The organism is Alkalimarinus coralli (genome assembly GCF_023650515.1).
Taxonomy (GTDB): Bacteria; Pseudomonadota; Gammaproteobacteria; order Pseudomonadales; family Oleiphilaceae; genus Alkalimarinus; species Alkalimarinus coralli.
In genome coordinates, this window is record NZ_CP096016.1 from 1661171 (window position 1) to 1676004 (window position 14834).

At 43.8% G+C, this 14834-nt stretch carries 14 protein-coding genes; 5 read left to right on the forward strand and 9 right to left on the reverse strand.

Annotation, left to right across the window (positions count from 1 at the left end; all coding sequences use genetic code 11):
* Positions 1 to 81: 81 nt before the first annotated feature.
* From MY523_RS07380 to MY523_RS07390, 3 genes are all read left to right on the forward strand, one after another.
* Positions 82 to 1548: a lipopolysaccharide biosynthesis protein gene (locus MY523_RS07380; RefSeq protein ID WP_250658142.1), complete on the forward strand. Its 1467-nt coding sequence runs from the start codon at positions 82 to 84 to the stop codon at positions 1546 to 1548.
* Positions 1549 to 1843: 295 nt separating this feature from the next.
* Complete coding sequence (locus MY523_RS07385; RefSeq protein WP_250658143.1) at positions 1844 to 2083, forward strand: type II toxin-antitoxin system Phd/YefM family antitoxin; 240 nt, start codon at positions 1844 to 1846, stop codon at positions 2081 to 2083.
* Positions 2080 to 2505, forward strand: a complete 426-nt coding sequence (locus tag MY523_RS07390; RefSeq protein ID WP_250658144.1) for a type II toxin-antitoxin system VapC family toxin — start codon at positions 2080 to 2082, stop codon at positions 2503 to 2505. Before MY523_RS07385 ends, MY523_RS07390 begins: the two co-directional genes overlap by 4 nt.
* A gap of 173 nt (positions 2506 to 2678) precedes the next feature.
* Here MY523_RS07390 and MY523_RS07395 read toward each other — a convergent pair whose 3' ends face one another.
* From MY523_RS07395 to rfbF, 9 genes are all read right to left on the reverse strand, one after another.
* On the reverse strand, positions 2679 to 3548 hold the full coding sequence (locus MY523_RS07395) for a sulfotransferase family protein (protein WP_250658145.1): 870 nt from the start codon (positions 3546 to 3548) through the stop codon (positions 2679 to 2681).
* Positions 3549 to 3620: 72 nt separating this feature from the next.
* On the reverse strand, positions 3621 to 4535 hold the full coding sequence (locus tag MY523_RS07400; protein ID WP_250658146.1) for a glycosyltransferase family 2 protein: 915 nt from the start codon (positions 4533 to 4535) through the stop codon (positions 3621 to 3623).
* Between the two features lie 68 nt (positions 4536 to 4603).
* Positions 4604 to 5740 (reverse strand): phosphotransferase family protein, encoded by a 1137-nt coding sequence (locus MY523_RS07405; protein WP_250658147.1) that lies wholly within the window; start codon positions 5738 to 5740, stop codon positions 4604 to 4606.
* Positions 5741 to 5819: 79 nt separating this feature from the next.
* The gene (locus tag MY523_RS07410) at positions 5820 to 6764 is read right to left on the reverse strand and encodes a putative capsular polysaccharide synthesis family protein (RefSeq protein WP_250658148.1); all 945 of its coding nucleotides are present in this window, start codon (positions 6762 to 6764) and stop codon (positions 5820 to 5822) included.
* 48 nt (positions 6765 to 6812) lie between these two features.
* Positions 6813 to 8039, reverse strand: a complete 1227-nt coding sequence (locus tag MY523_RS07415) for a class I SAM-dependent methyltransferase (RefSeq protein WP_250658149.1) — start codon at positions 8037 to 8039, stop codon at positions 6813 to 6815.
* Positions 8040 to 8052: 13 nt separating this feature from the next.
* Entirely contained in the window at positions 8053 to 9246 is a 1194-nt protein-coding gene (locus tag MY523_RS07420) for a class I SAM-dependent methyltransferase (RefSeq protein WP_250658150.1), read from the reverse strand.
* Positions 9247 to 9284: 38 nt separating this feature from the next.
* Positions 9285 to 10511 carry a class I SAM-dependent methyltransferase gene (locus tag MY523_RS07425; protein WP_250658151.1) on the reverse strand — a complete coding sequence of 409 codons (1227 nt, stop codon included), beginning with the start codon at positions 10509 to 10511 and terminating at the stop codon, positions 9285 to 9287.
* Positions 10512 to 10564: 53 nt separating this feature from the next.
* Positions 10565 to 11620 carry an NAD-dependent epimerase/dehydratase family protein gene (locus tag MY523_RS07430; RefSeq protein ID WP_250658152.1) on the reverse strand — a complete coding sequence of 352 codons (1056 nt, stop codon included), beginning with the start codon at positions 11618 to 11620 and terminating at the stop codon, positions 10565 to 10567.
* Entirely contained in the window at positions 11621 to 12391 is a 771-nt protein-coding gene (gene rfbF, locus MY523_RS07435) for a glucose-1-phosphate cytidylyltransferase (protein ID WP_250658153.1), read from the reverse strand. It abuts the gene before it with no gap.
* 473 nt (positions 12392 to 12864) lie between these two features.
* Here rfbF and MY523_RS07440 point away from each other — a divergent pair, with 473 nt between their 5' ends.
* Positions 12865 to 13545, forward strand: a complete 681-nt coding sequence (locus MY523_RS07440) for a polysaccharide biosynthesis/export family protein (protein ID WP_250658154.1) — start codon at positions 12865 to 12867, stop codon at positions 13543 to 13545.
* Positions 13546 to 13630: 85 nt separating this feature from the next.
* Positions 13631 to 14815 carry a hypothetical protein gene (locus MY523_RS07445; protein ID WP_250658155.1) on the forward strand — a complete coding sequence of 395 codons (1185 nt, stop codon included), beginning with the start codon at positions 13631 to 13633 and terminating at the stop codon, positions 14813 to 14815.
* The last annotated feature ends 19 nt before the right edge of the window (positions 14816 to 14834 follow it).

The window sequence follows — 14834 nt, forward strand, 5'->3', positions numbered from 1 at the left end:
TTGATTCAGTTTCGTTTTAATTTCCAAGTAAAGCCCACTTAGTCGTATCGCTACGCTGCAACCGTTGCAAGGCTGTATAAGATGAGTATCAAAAAAAAAGCTATAAAGGGTGCTGGCTGGTTTGCTCTGCAAAGGGCTATTGAACAGGTTATTCATTTTGTCGTATTTCTTATTCTCGCGAGGCTGCTCAGCCCGGAAGCATTCGGTACGGTTGCACTGGCTATCGCCGTCATGCACTTTATTGAGATATTTCTCGACCAGGGCTTTACCAGCGCGATCATTCAGCGAGATAAGCTTGATGAGAAGCACCTAAACTCTGCATTTTGGTCAAATCTTTGTATGGGGTTATTGCTAACCGGTATAGCAATGGCCAGTAGTGATGCGATTGCTGACATCTTCAAACAACCTATTCTATCCCCCATTATCTGGTGTTTAACGTTATCACTGATTCTCGGCTCTCTTAGTACCGTTCAACAAGCTATCCTTCGCCGGGATCTCGACTTCAAATCGTTAGCCATTCGAAATTTAATCGCATCCGCCGCTGGCGGTGTGGTAGGTATCGTAATGGCGGTATCGGGCTTTGGGGTGTGGAGCCTGGTTGGCAAACAAATAGCAGAGTACGTTGTGAAAATAGTCGTATTATGGCGTGTTTGTGACTGGAGACCAAAACGAGAGTTTTCATTTCAGCATTTCAAAGAGCTTTTTAACTTTGGCATTCATGTCACCGGCATTCACTTTTTAGGGTTTATTTATAACCACTCTGCCACACTGCTTATTGGCTTTTTCCTTGGAGCAAAGTCTTTGGGTTATTATGTGATTGCCGCCCGAATCATTAAAATACTCAAGCGTTTACTGTCAACCACAATCGGCAATGTGGGATTACCCGCCTTTTCTCGTTTACAGAATGAACCTGACCGGGTTATCAGTGCGTTTTATAGTTTCACCCGGTTTACCGCGCTTTTTGTTATTCCTGCGTTCGTCGGTATTATCTACCTGGCACCAGACTTTCTCACCACAGTCTTTGGTAACCGCTGGCAAAACAGCATTGTGGTGCTCCAGCTGCTAGCCATATTTGCCATCATAGATTCTTTGAGGTCACCTATGGCGACACTGATTATGGGCCTGGGTAAGGCCAATTGGCGCTTACAGCTACAATTTGCAGAGTCGCTTGGTGTTATTATTGGCATTTACATCGCGCATTTTTGGGGTATCAATGCCATTGCCATGGCTTTCGTCGTGGTGTCTACCTGTGTATTTCCCTTCTGGTATATCAAGGTCGAACAGCTTGTAGATGTCTCCATTAAGCAGTTTGTAATTGAGTGTTTACCGCCAATAGTATGCACGCTTGTGATGTTAATCCCTGTTTACCTAATACAGCAATGGGATACACCCATGCCCGAAAAAATCAGACTGCTATTAGCGATATTGGGGGCTATTGTTGCGTACTTTGCCGCACTTCGTATCGTGTCACCGAATACGTTTGAGCAGCTCGAAAAAATTGTCAAATCATTCACTAAAAAGAAACCCACTAAAGCAAAAATCGCTTAGAGGTATCAACAGTGCAGTTAAACTGTTACTTATCTGCTTGTTAAAGTTCATTTTATCGGGCGGGGGCTCCCTTACTTCTATGTAGCCACACATTTTGCCATAGTCTTTGTATGAGGAAGCCCCGCGCCCGATTCTATGTTCATCAGAAAACTAGAAACTTTGAGATACCAACCCTTCAGATATGGAATAAATTATTTCTTAAGGGTTCTAAAATAAATAGACCATATACCTAGTCTATAGTTGATTTTTCGCATTAGACTTATATACTGGTCTATATGGTTTTAGGAGATTGATTATGCTTAATGAAATTGGCTCATATGAAGCAAAAACAAAGCTGCCAGAAATATTGCGTCGAGTAGAAGCGGGGGAAGCTTTTACTATTACCAATCGGGGTAAAGCGGTAGCAGATGTAGTCCCTAGTCGTGCAAGCAGTAAGAATCGCACGTTGTTAGCTATTGATAATATTCTTAGCGCCAAAAAGCACAGCGTTACCGACGGTGAGTTGAACGAGCTGAAGGAAACTGGCCGAAAATGAGTAGGTTTGTTCTAGATAACTCTGTAGCAATGAGATGGCATCTTGAGAGCCCTAAGCAGTCTGACCAGGATTATGCTGAAGCTGTCTTAAAAAGTTTGGCTGATGCTGACGCTTTGGTTCCTAATCTTTGGCACTTGGAAGCTACTAATGTGTTGTTAGGTGCAGAGAAACGTAAGGATACGACCACTGGCGAGGTAGAGGCTTTTATCACTCAGCTTGAGAGCTTGCCGCTCTTTGTTGATCCGCTAACGTCACATCAATCCTTCTCTCGAACGATTGCCCTTGCAAGGGCATATAACCTAAGCAGCTATGACGCCGCATATCTGGAGCTAGCGATCAGAGAAGGCCTATCAATTGCTACTCTGGATAAAGACTTACGCAAAGCAGCTAAGAAAGCTGATGTAATTATATATTTAGATTAAAACAACATGAGTGAACTATGCAACAAACGCGGCAAGACTTCTCAGACTAAGTTGCTGAGATCTGCGAAAGTATGGAGTTGAAACCAGAAGAAATTCTGGAAGCAATTGGCAACACATGATCCCGTTCGCGCCTCGCTGCATACAAGGCTACATCTTGAAGTAAAAGCCGATTATTAGTTCGAAAGCCAGGGCGAAAGGTCTTGCTGTATAAGCTCTTGGGTTTTTAATACATCTGTTCTGTAGTAATGAGATAGCCGCTCTTTCAGGCTGTCTGGCATTGACGCATATTTTTCGATATTACCCCGTCTGGCTGCATAAAGCTTGCCTCGCAATTTGTCAGGCATTAGCGCTTTGTACATCTTATTAACAAGCTTATTGTTGCGATAAACGTTATGTGCAAAGGCCATGAAGCCACTTTTGGGCACGCCCCCGAGATTATGTTTAACCTGGGTATTGGGGGTAAACGCGCTATCCACGTTCAAAAAACGGTAAAGACTTTGCGCCTCTTTCGTTGCATCTCTAATCAAGTCATCAAACAGAATTATTTTTATTTGAGAGGCATCAAACAGGCTGAGATAGAGTTTTAATTTATCGTAAATTAGCGCATTGTGTAGCAACAGGCTTTGACTATCGAATAACTCCTTTTCAATATCTCCGCTCGCTCGACCGTCTCTTACCTCCATATTATATGCCGAGTAGAGCTTATCTACGGGGTTTCTTATAGACAGAATCAGTTTTGCGTGGGGAATAATCCGGTGTATTTTGTGGGCCGCAAAAGCACTGTTGATGTATCTGGGAGAGGCTTCTCCGATGGCTGTTTCATTCTTCACTTTACTAAATTGGTGTTTATACGCGTCCATTGAGCGTATCGGGTAAACCCGGTCGGGCTTTTTTATATGCTCAGGGTTAGATTTGTCATAAGCAAAGTATCTGAGCTCCTTGAGTTCAGGCATAAACACATCAGGGTGTTCTTTAAGGTAGTGATAAAGGGATGTTGTGCCCGCTTTAGCACAGCCAATAATAATAAAGTTAGGCAAATTCATATTGTTTTCCCTAGGTCATTCCGCCGGTTTTCCAACAAATCTAACTCGCAAATTTACCAAACGACAAAAAGCCTATTGTTTAACCAAGTCCCATGCCAGTAGCCGGTAATGTCTGATGCACCATCGCATGACAGACCGGTAGCAAAAAATGCGTTCTACGAGTCCCAGGTTAGACTTCGAGTCTGCAATGCTGGCATAGAACTCTTTTAGTAGACGCCAGTGGGGGAATGACCGCTCGCCTTTCTTTTTGGGGTCAAACCAGGCAGAACGCCCCTTACGGCTGGGGAAGCTGACGCCCGTTGATTGTGCGGGATGATGCCTGAACGAGAATAAGTAGCGAGGTATGCCATATATACGCCCCAATAGGGCCAGCTCCGCTGACAATATGCGATCTGATGACGAGTAAGGCCCTAACAAGTGAGTTTTTCTCATGGCTTCGGTGCGCACTACACCAAAAACAACCAGATTGGGCGGGTAACGCCAGCTTGCTGCAAATCTTAAATGGGGTTGCTTGTGATTAAGGTTTTCGCTTATCGGCACTTGCCGAATAATATGGTTTTCCGCGTCAATAATTTTTGATCCTGAGTAACAAAGGACTACATCTGGGTTTTCATCCAATATAGTTATCGATTCTTCGACTAATGTCTGGTCTAACAGGTCGTCGTGCGCGGCCCATTTAAAATACTCTCCTCGGGCGACATGAACGACATGGTTAAAATTCCAAGACGCTCCCCTATTCTCTTCGTACCGCTCATATCGAATACGGCTGTCTTTATTCGCATATTTTCGGCAAATCGCTTCGGTTCCATCTGTTGATCCATTGTCTGAAATTATCAGTTCAAAATCCCTATACGACTGGCTAAGAATGCTCTTTAATGACTGCTCAAGATAGTTTTCACCGTTATAGACAGGCAAACCTATAGAAAGCCTGGGAACCGTGTGCTCAGGGCTATTTTTTATAAAAATACTTTCGACCAGATTTGTCATAACACTCTCTCCACTATTCGTGACCAGAGAAACCAATTTTTAGCGCATCGCTTTTAAACATATAGTTTTTAAACACATGACAACTTGCCATATGCGCGCAACACTTCGTTCAAGGCATTATCAATAAACGATACCGCCCATCCGGGTCTGCCCAATGTTTCGCCTTTGGAACCTAACAACTGGGCAGCCACGTAAGACGCATTGTTGATCCCCCTTTCCAGTCGGCACCACTCGAATAGAAGGTAATGCTCTTTCTCTGTTAGGTAGTTGTCGACACCCAGCAACGAGGTGCTATGTTGGTAGTGGCGAATTATTCGAGTAACCGTTTCATTGCCTGCTGAAGGAAACAGCGAGACAAAATCAGCATGGGGATAACCAACACCTGCCCACTCCCAGTCAAGAAACTTAATACTACTTTTGTTTTTTTTGTGGATCATGACATTTGCGGGGTTGCAGTCGCCGTGGATAAGACTTAACGGGTGCATTTCACGAATGCCTTCGCGACTATGGACGCTGGCGATTTTGTGCCACAAATCAAGTACTTTAACGACTTGTTCGCTACTGCTGTTCTGGCTGTAGCGGTTAAGACTATTAAGGCTGTATTCCTCAAGTAGCTTGGAAAACGTTTGGTTGTATTGCAGCAGTGCTTTTTTGTCTTCAGCAGTACAGGAGCGGTTGAGGGCATCATATAACAGAGGCAATACGTCAACCGTCTTGAAGAATGCCTGCCTCCCTGCAAACGACCCAACACCGCGATACTGGTTACTCAAGTCTTCCAACAGGTAGTGGTATTGCACCCCCGGTTGAATCTCTTTATTAAGATATACATTTGGAATAAAGACGTTTAGCAAACTGTCTTTTTTGTTATAAATTAGGCACTCAGGAGGCCCTGGGCGAAGAGGAAACCCATCTAAAGCAGGGATATCTCGCCGCCCATAGATCGCATTCTTAAATATAAGGCTTTTTTTTCGCCCGGCGTTGAGTTGCAGGTAAAGCCGAAAAGCCCCTGCATCTTTCCAACCAGACAGATGAGAAAAGCGCGTGCCCTGTAATGCTTCTCCCCACGTCTGTTTAGCAACCTCGTCCACGGTATCAAACGAAAGACCTTCTGGTAGCCCCGGCTTAATGTCAGGCTTGGTTTTTCGTTTAGTTAACCATCTCCACCGGGATGCGATAATATTTTTTATCCGTTTAACTGTAACCATGGTCGAATATTCCCGATTACATACGCTAATTTCCTTCAGGGTTAACCGCTAATGCCTTTAGCTTCATAGAATTATTAGCTTAATGAACCAAACTCAACGGCTGAGTCTCTTCCCATCGCTTACGGAAGTTCTGTAGCTCTTCTTCACTGTAAAAATGGCGATACCATTTTGAGTTATACATCATGTCTATATAGGCAGCCGGGAACTTAACATTGCTCTTAAACTCTTTATAAACACTGTTATACCACTTATCCTTACCTTCGTTGTCACTCACGATATGGAAGTCATCCAACCCCAAAAACTCTTTAAACGCCTTTGTTGCACAGTGATTGAGATTCTCCAATCTAACAATCATCACCTCATAACCCTTTCCGTTATATATTTTGTAACCGGTGTCCTTGGGAAACTCTGTAGCCAGAAAATCAATATCAAAAACCTGTTTAAGTTCCATATCAAACCAGGTTAACGGCACATCATGGAGGTGATGCTCCAGGTAATGGGCTTTTAACTTCTCAATACAACCCGGCGCATTGGCCTGACATATGGTCAGCAATTCTTTGGGCCACCAAATAAAATTATGAAAGAAAGACGACACATTGGTCGCAATGGGGTCGCGTAACGGCACGACAATTTTGATGTTTTTTCCTTTTTCTAACGCATTCCTGATGTAACGAGCTTGAGCCTTACGTTTGTATATCAGAAATTTATGTTTCTCGGGAAATTTATCCCAGCTTCCATAAGCGCGCTCAAATATCTGGCCATAGTACTGCTCACCTTCTTTACAGACACAATGTGCTTTATCGACTCGCAGATGATGTTGGGGTCTTGCAGCAGCCAGTGAGTTTGTAAGCGAGCGTGATCCCACCTTTCCCATTGCCAATACGAACAAATCTCCGTTTGCGCTATGGGTTCTTCTCGCTTCTTTAAAATATCTAAAGCTGGAACGAGCATTGTAATACGTTTGCTCGGCTAGTTTACGCACATCACCCTGTGTATCGATCAGTTTGGCTGTCCAGGCATTCATTTTCCCAACCTCTCTCTTTTATAATGGGTTACGCAGCATGGTGAGTACTCAGGCTGTAATAACCTCCGGTTTGATATTCAACTTGCTGATGTCCCGTTGAATTTCGTTTTTATAAAGTGGGTTCATAACAATCACGATATGTGGTTGATAGTGTTTTAAAAAGTCCGGTGAAACCACCTCGTGACCTGTTCCCGCTGTAAACTTGCCACACTTATTGGGATTGATATCAACCACATAACTAACTTCATCATCTACATTCAGAATATTTAAAAAAGTCACACCTTTTGAACCGCAGCCCCAAACAACAACCTTTAGGTTTTCATCTTTGAAATCACTCAGTCTTTTGCTCCAGTCACCTAACTTAGAGCGATAGCTAATATTGAAGTGACTGGCTGACTCGAGGTATCTGTCAAGATCAAACACTGAAGCTGAGCCACTTACCAAAACCCCGTCGCTTGCAGACTGATGACTATTCTTCTCGAAAGCCTGCTCTGGCTCTACCTCGATAGCCAGGTACTGATTACCAAAAACGGTTGCAATACGGTTCATCTTAAAACCGCTTTTTGTAAAAGCTTCTTCACAGGATGTCTTACAAAAGTAACCACAATGTTCGTAAATAAGGTCCCATATCGCTACTTCATTAAACGTATAATTCATATCAGGGACTTCAAAATAGAGGGCGACACCTGTTTTGCCGTTAATCGCCCTACGTATCGTTTCCAAAAACGCTACAGGGTTAGCAACGTGTTCAATGGCATGGCGGCAACAGATAAAGTCGGCATCAAGATCGCCGTACTTTGGACTAAAATAATCCTTGATAATTTCGAAGTTAGAAGATGGCTGCTGAGTGCTGTCACTCGCCTTATAGCTAGGGTCAAACCCAATGCCTTTATTGTTCCCCAACGTACACAACAGGCTGATAAAATCCCCTTTACCGCAGGCGATTTCGATAACCGTTTTATTGTTCAAACGATAGCGAGTGACCAACTGCTCCGCTAACTGCTCTGCAAATGACTGAAAGCTTGTAGAGTAATGCAACGAGCAATCATAGTCGTCGGTATACTTAACCAGATCTGGCTCAAATGCGGAGTTATGAACATGACCACATTGACCGCACAGTTCGAGCCTTAAATCCCCTTTTTTTGCCCCCAATGCTTTGGGGCGCTCCGAGAGCAGAACGTTGCAAAACACTGGAATCCCCTTTATTTCTGCACAGCGACTCAGGTCGGAAGAGTCGCAAACGGGGCATTTTTCTGTTGTTGCTTGGCTTATCATTAATACGGCCCGTTTATAAGGTCAAAACTTCAGCCGAAACGGCTAGAGTTTTGAGTTCTTTTTCTATTTCTTGTTTATAAATCGCGTTCATAACAATCACTGTATCTGGTTGATACTCTGTAAGTGCGTTGGGCATGACAATTTTATGGCCGGTTCCAGCCATAAAGTAACCGTCTTTATATGGATTAATATCTACCACCAATTCAATTTCATCGGTAACACCCAACGTCGTTAAGAACGACACGGCCTTTGAACCTGAACCCCACAATACCAATTTTTTGTTTTGCTTATGGTGCGAAGCCAACACCGATTTCCAGTAGTCGAGTTTCTCTTCCAATAAAGCAGGAAATTGAGTAATCATCTGCTTAAGCGAGGCGATTTCATCTTCCGTCTGGAAACCTGCACAACAGTTTTCTCCAATGTCATTCAGCGTGGGCTTTGCTTCAATGGCCAGGTACTGATCATCATATTCGGTGGTGACATCGAGCACATCGAACCCGCACAACGTAAATAACGTTGCCAGTGATGCCTTGGTAAAGTATGAGCAGTGCTCATAGTAGATGTCCTCAAAGGCGCAACTTTCTATAATCCGCTCTGCATTAGGGATTTGAAAAAACACGGTCGTATCAACGCGATCAGCAATAGACCGCCTTACGGTTTTAACAAATTTGGCTGTCTCAGATATATGTTCGAGGGTCATTTTGCAGCAGAGAAAGTCACCGTGATAATTGGTGTATTTCTCGGAGTAGAAGTCTTTTATAAATGTAATCTGATTTTTGCTGGCAGGGTCTATCCGCTCTTCAGAAAAGCCAGGGTCAAAGCCAACCCCGGTATTGTTTCCCAACTCACATAACAGGATTAGAAACTCCCCTTTACCGCAACCGATTTCAATGACTCGCTTATTTTTCAACTGGTGCTTTTCTATTAATCGTTCAGCCAACATCTTATGAAACTGGTTGAACGTCTCAGAAAAACCCTGCGTCTCTTCATAACGCCCGGAGTATTCTGTTAGCTTTGGATCAAATGATGTATTGGAAATAAAACCACACTGATTGCAATGGCCCAAGGTAATATGCCCTTTGGGATACGATACCGCTTCTTCCTTTGATTTTAGTAGTATGCAGCTATTTGTGGGTACTTCGTATGCTTCATGAAATACGTTCATGGTGCCTGTTTCGCAGTTAGGGCATGAATGATAAGTATTCATAATGAACCTGCTCGTTCGGTTAATTTACAACTGAGTGACTAAATGATTTTTGGTTCGGGGATTGGCACGATAAACTTGCCCCCCTTCTCTGTGTACTCTCTCTGTTGACTCAGTATTTCGTCTGTAAAGTTCCAAGGTAAAATAAGCGTGTAGTCAGGCATTTTTTCCAGCAAGGCCTCTGGCGCATAAATAGGAATGTGCTGTCCTGGCATATATAAGCCTTGCTTATGGGTATTTTTGTCAACCACGAAGTCGATCAAATCTGTGCCGATCTTGGCTGTATTGATCAACGTGCTCCCCTTTGCTGCTGCTCCGTATGCGGCGATACTGCTTCCCCCGGACTTAAGTTTATGCAGTAATGCATTGAGAGACTCAACGACATGGTTAACCCTTTTGGAAAAATCCTGGTAATACCCTATTTGGTCAACTCCTGAACGATGCTCTAGCTCCAGCAGTTCAGTCACCGAAGACTCAACCTCTTTTTGCTTGCCTACAAACAGCCTCAACGAACCGCCATGAATAGATAAGCGAACCACTCTGTTCAAGGATAAGTGATGTTGTGAGAAAAGGTGGTTTAATGCCGTCACCGAAAAGTAGCAGAGGTGTTCGTGATACATTGTGTCGAACTCGCAGTGGTCAACAAGATCTTTTACATAAGGCGCTTCTATAACAGCCACACCATTGTCTTTTAATAACTGCGCAATACCGGCGACAAAGTTGTTTAGATCAGCGACATGCGCCAGCACATTATTAGCGTGGATCACATCGGCCTTTTTCCCTTCTGCGACCAACCTCGTAGACAGTGCCTTAGAAAAGAAATCATTCAGGGTTTCAACACCTATTTTTTCAGCTTCTCTAGCCGGACCTTCTGCTGGGTCGATTCCCAGCACCTGAATACCATGGTTTACATAGTTCTTAAGTAGATAACCATCATTGCTGGCAAGTTCTACTGCCAGGCTCTCCGAGCCCAACCCCCTTTCCGCAATAATCGCTTCAACATTTTCTTTGGAGTGTTTGAGGAGGTGCTCTGAGAAAGACGAATAGTATGGATAGTCTTCACAGAAAAGAACCGATGGTGGAACCGTTTCCATTATCTGTAGCAAGCTACAGTTTGGACAGAAGCCCACTTCAAGAGGAAAAACCGGATCTTTCTCTGACAATTGGCTTGGTTTAACCAGCCTGTCAGCAAGAGGCGTGTGGCCAAGGTCAAGTACCGGCTTTATGTCGGAACCCCCGCATATTCTGCATTCGGTGATTCTGCTCATTTTCTATTTCCTCTTTTTTTAGTCTCTCAATCGTAACAAGCCCATTTTGAGTTTTAATTTGCTACTAACCTGCTATGTTCAGGCAACACCCAACGCAAGTTATTATCAAGCAGGCCTTCTTCAATTAGCTGTTTTACATGCGCAATTCGCTTAAACTTAAATCCTTCGAATTCGTCTAGCGTTAACCCTACTTCTCGATAAGCCTCATAGAGTTGAACCACACCGCGCAGTGCTGTCCATTGAGGTTTAAAACCATGGAGCGTGGTAGCAATTGAGTCACAATCAACTCGGTAGCAGCGTTTGTCTGGGCCTGCATCATCCGCAAAGTCAATTTCACAATCAGGAACAACTGATTTAACCAACTCAGCCAGCTCTCTCATTCTGTAATTCTCGGTGGTTAACCCGACGTTAAACGCTCTATTGTGGACGGATTCAATGGGCGCGGTTAACGCAGCAATATAGGCTCTAGCAATATCTTCAACATGAACCAGTGGTCGCCATGGCGTACCATCACTTTTAAGATGTACTCGACCGGTAGTAAACGCCCATGCCGTCAAGTTATTTAATACCAGGTCAAACCTGAGCCGGGGCGATACCCCATAAGCCGTTGAGGCTCTGAGAAAGGTGGGTGAAAATTTGTCACTTGCCATCGGTGCAAGCGCTAGCTCTACTGCAACTTTTGATTCACCATAAGGTGTAACAGGGTTAAATGCCGCAGCCTCATTAAGAAAGTTGTCACCTGATGCGCCATAGTTACTACATGAAGAAGCGAAAATGAATCGCTGTACACCCGCTTGTTTTGCAAGCGCCGCCAGGTTAATTGATGCTTTTTCATTGATATCTTGCGTGAGTGATGGTTGGTAATCCCCTAATGGATCATTTGATAACCCGGCCAAGTGAACAATTGAGTCGATTCCATCAAGGTCAGATAACTCAACATCTCGTATGTCTTTTTCAATTTGATCAACAGGCGTCAGGTCGCCTATAAATGTACAACGCCGGTATAGGTCAGAGTCCAAACCGACCACGTCAAAACCGTGGTTTATAAGCATGGGGACGAGTACCGAACCAATATATCCATTATTTCCGGTGACTAAGACTCTCATCATTTAGCTCCAGGATTTCCAAGGTGGGTTAGGTTGAGACCAGAGGCTTTCGAGCGACTTTTTGTCTCTTACGGTATCCATGCACTGCCAGAAACCATGATGTTTATAGGCCATAAGCTGTCCATCACTGGCCAGCCCCTCTAAAGGTTCTAGCTCCCATTGAGTTGCATCGCCTTCAACATAGTCAAATACTTCGGGCTCCAGTACAAAGAAGGCGCCATTAATCCACCCTTCTGCCGTTTGGGGTTTCTCCTGAAACTGACAAACTTGGTCGCCTTTAAAGCTTAGGTGGCCGAATCTTGCGGGTGGGCGCACCGCCGTTAATGTTGCGAACTTACCGTGCGATTTATGAAACTTCAGCAATTCGTCAAGGTCGATATCTGAAACGCCATCACCCCATGTGAGCATAAACGTTTCGTTACCCACCCACTCTTTCAGGCGCTTGATTCTGCCACCGGTTGCCGTCCCTTGCCCGGTATCAACAAGATCTACAATCCAGTCAGGTGTATCAGGCGAGTGGAGTTCGACATCTCCTGTTGCCATTCTGACAGTCATGTTTGAGTTCAAAGGACAATAGTCTGTCATCCAGCGCTTGATATATTCACCGCGATAACCCAGCGCTATAACAAACTCTTTAAAGTTGTACTGGTAGTAATGCTTCATGATGTGCCAAAGGATTGGCTGGGAACCAATGGTAACCATTGGCTTTGGTTTGAGTTCGGTTTCTTCGCCTAAGCGAGTCCCCAAACCACCTGCAAGTATCGCAACTTTCATCTTGTTATCTCCAGCTGATTCTCAAACAACGACAAATGACGTAACCGTTTGAGCGCGACCATGCCTACCGTATGTTGTGCTATGGCTAGGCGTAATACTGCGATTCAAAAACAAGGAGTTTACAAGGCGACCAATTTGTAGCGGTTATTCCATTAACTCAATCAATTATTTTATATCTGAAAAATAACGCGTTCAGTTTTTAGTTTCCTTAAGCTAAAAAGTAGAGTTTAAACGGATATACCGCCAGTGATTGGAGTTGATGATTTTATAATTTTATTTTCTATAAAAAATGCTGTTAATAGCGAGCTTAAGTTTAGTTATTTAAATCAGCAAATTAGCGCTATTGAGATGAGTCGTTCCAAATGCTGGTCAATATTTGCGCAACGTTATGATTAGTCCTACCCTGAGTTACATAAAGTAATTTTTTGTAACGCTCTTAATAACAACATCCATGAATAAGACAGGTACGGAAAATGAACTCTCTAACCGCCAAACCAAATCGTACGCCTTCGCGCAGCCATGTAGTTAACAGGCTTTCCTTGTGTTTTAAAATCATCTTAGTCTCATTCATGACGATAGCGATTTCAGCCTGCGCATCAAATAAATCAATGAACAAGGCTAATAAGCAAGCGTCTGCACCTGCCGCCAATGGAGCAATGCCTACACACAGCTCAACCTACCTGATCGGCCCGGAAGATGTCTTGAAAATATCGGTATGGAAGGAGCCTGAGCTAGACCGCGAAGTTGTTGTCAGACCCGATGGAGGCATCTCATTTCCGTTGGTTGGGGATGTACAGGTTAGAGACAAAACCATCAATGAAGTTAAAAAAATGGTCAGTAAGAAAATTAGCAAATACATACCTAAGGCTGAAGTGTCTGTCTCATTAGTCAGGGCCTCAAGCTACAAAATTTACGTGCTGGGTAAAGTCAACAAACCTGGCCAATATGTGTTGGGTAGCTACGTCGATGTACTTCAAGCACTTTCGATCGCTAATGGCCTAACACCGTACGCAGCATCTGACAATATTAAGATACTGAGACGAATAGAAGGGGTTGAGAGGGCTTTTCCATTTGAGTATTCGTCTGCCAGTGCGGGCACCAAACTGGGCCAAAATATCATTTTAAAAAGTGGAGATGTCGTTTTAGTGCCATAGGGTTTCCATAACAATAATTTGTCGAAGCGATAAGTTGCTAACGTGAGTGGTAAAAATGAGGTGGAATATGGAGTTCCCGAGTAGCATGCGACGAGTTACCAAAGTTGCGTTGTGGGCGTTGTTAGCGCTATCCGTCTCCTTAAGGGCGAATGCAGGCCTTAAAGAACTCACCCCACTCGCTCAGGTTGAAACAATATACGACGATAACATCAGATTAGATGATGACCCGGTAGAGGCGGTCGAGACGACCACATCATTAGGTGGAAAAGGTGTCTACAAAGATGACATTTCTCTGTTAAGTGGAGATATCAGGTGGGATAACGTGAGCTACCAGAAGGGCGAAGGCCTCGATAGCCGTAATGACTATAAAGTTAAATTAAGAGGACGACGCGATTACGAACGGCATCTCTGGCAGTTAGATGCAATTGGCATTCAGGACTCAACGGCGAAAGACATAACTATAGATGATGAGGCGGATATTCCCAGCGATGATGAAGATATTGGCAGTGATGTGGGGTTTATACGCGATGATGTTACCCGTAACCGTTACTACCTAATCCCTTCCTGGTCATATGATTTAACAGAAACAAGTGACGTTGGGATGAGATATAAATACTCTGACCTCCAGTATGAGAATAACAGCAACACCAATTTGGTCGATGCGTTTAGCCATAATTTAACAGGTTACTACTCATTCAAAACCAGCGAGGTAAATGAAGTTACACCAAGTATTGGGGTCAATCATTACGAATCGGAAGATGACGAGAATTATGACTTTTTAATCGGTTCAGTGGCAAATGAAAGGCTATATGGAGAGCGTTTCACCTCCTACGCTTCGGTCGGTGTATATTATGTTGATGGCGAGAAACGTGATATTTCAGAAACAGATACCGGCCTGCTATACGAAGTATCCGGCGTGTATTCACTGGATTCATTAGCGGTAAATGCATCCGCTGAAAGAGTCCTTGCCCCCGGAGATTTTGGCAATATCGTTGCGAAAGATCGATATATCATTGGCTTAACGGGCGAAATCGACCCCAAGTGGGGTTACGAATTAAGCGCGCTGTATTACAGAAACAGATCCATAGTAAAAGAAATTGCGAACAGCAATCGTCGCTATACAACTATAAGAACCTCGCTTTATTGGCATATAACAGAATCAATCGATCTCGATTTCGGTTACCGATTTCGAAAAGAAAAAGAACTCACTGAAGCGGACAGTAATGCACTCTTTATTTCCGTGCGCTATATGAGTGATTTTAGAATGTAATTTGCTAATTGAGGTGTCA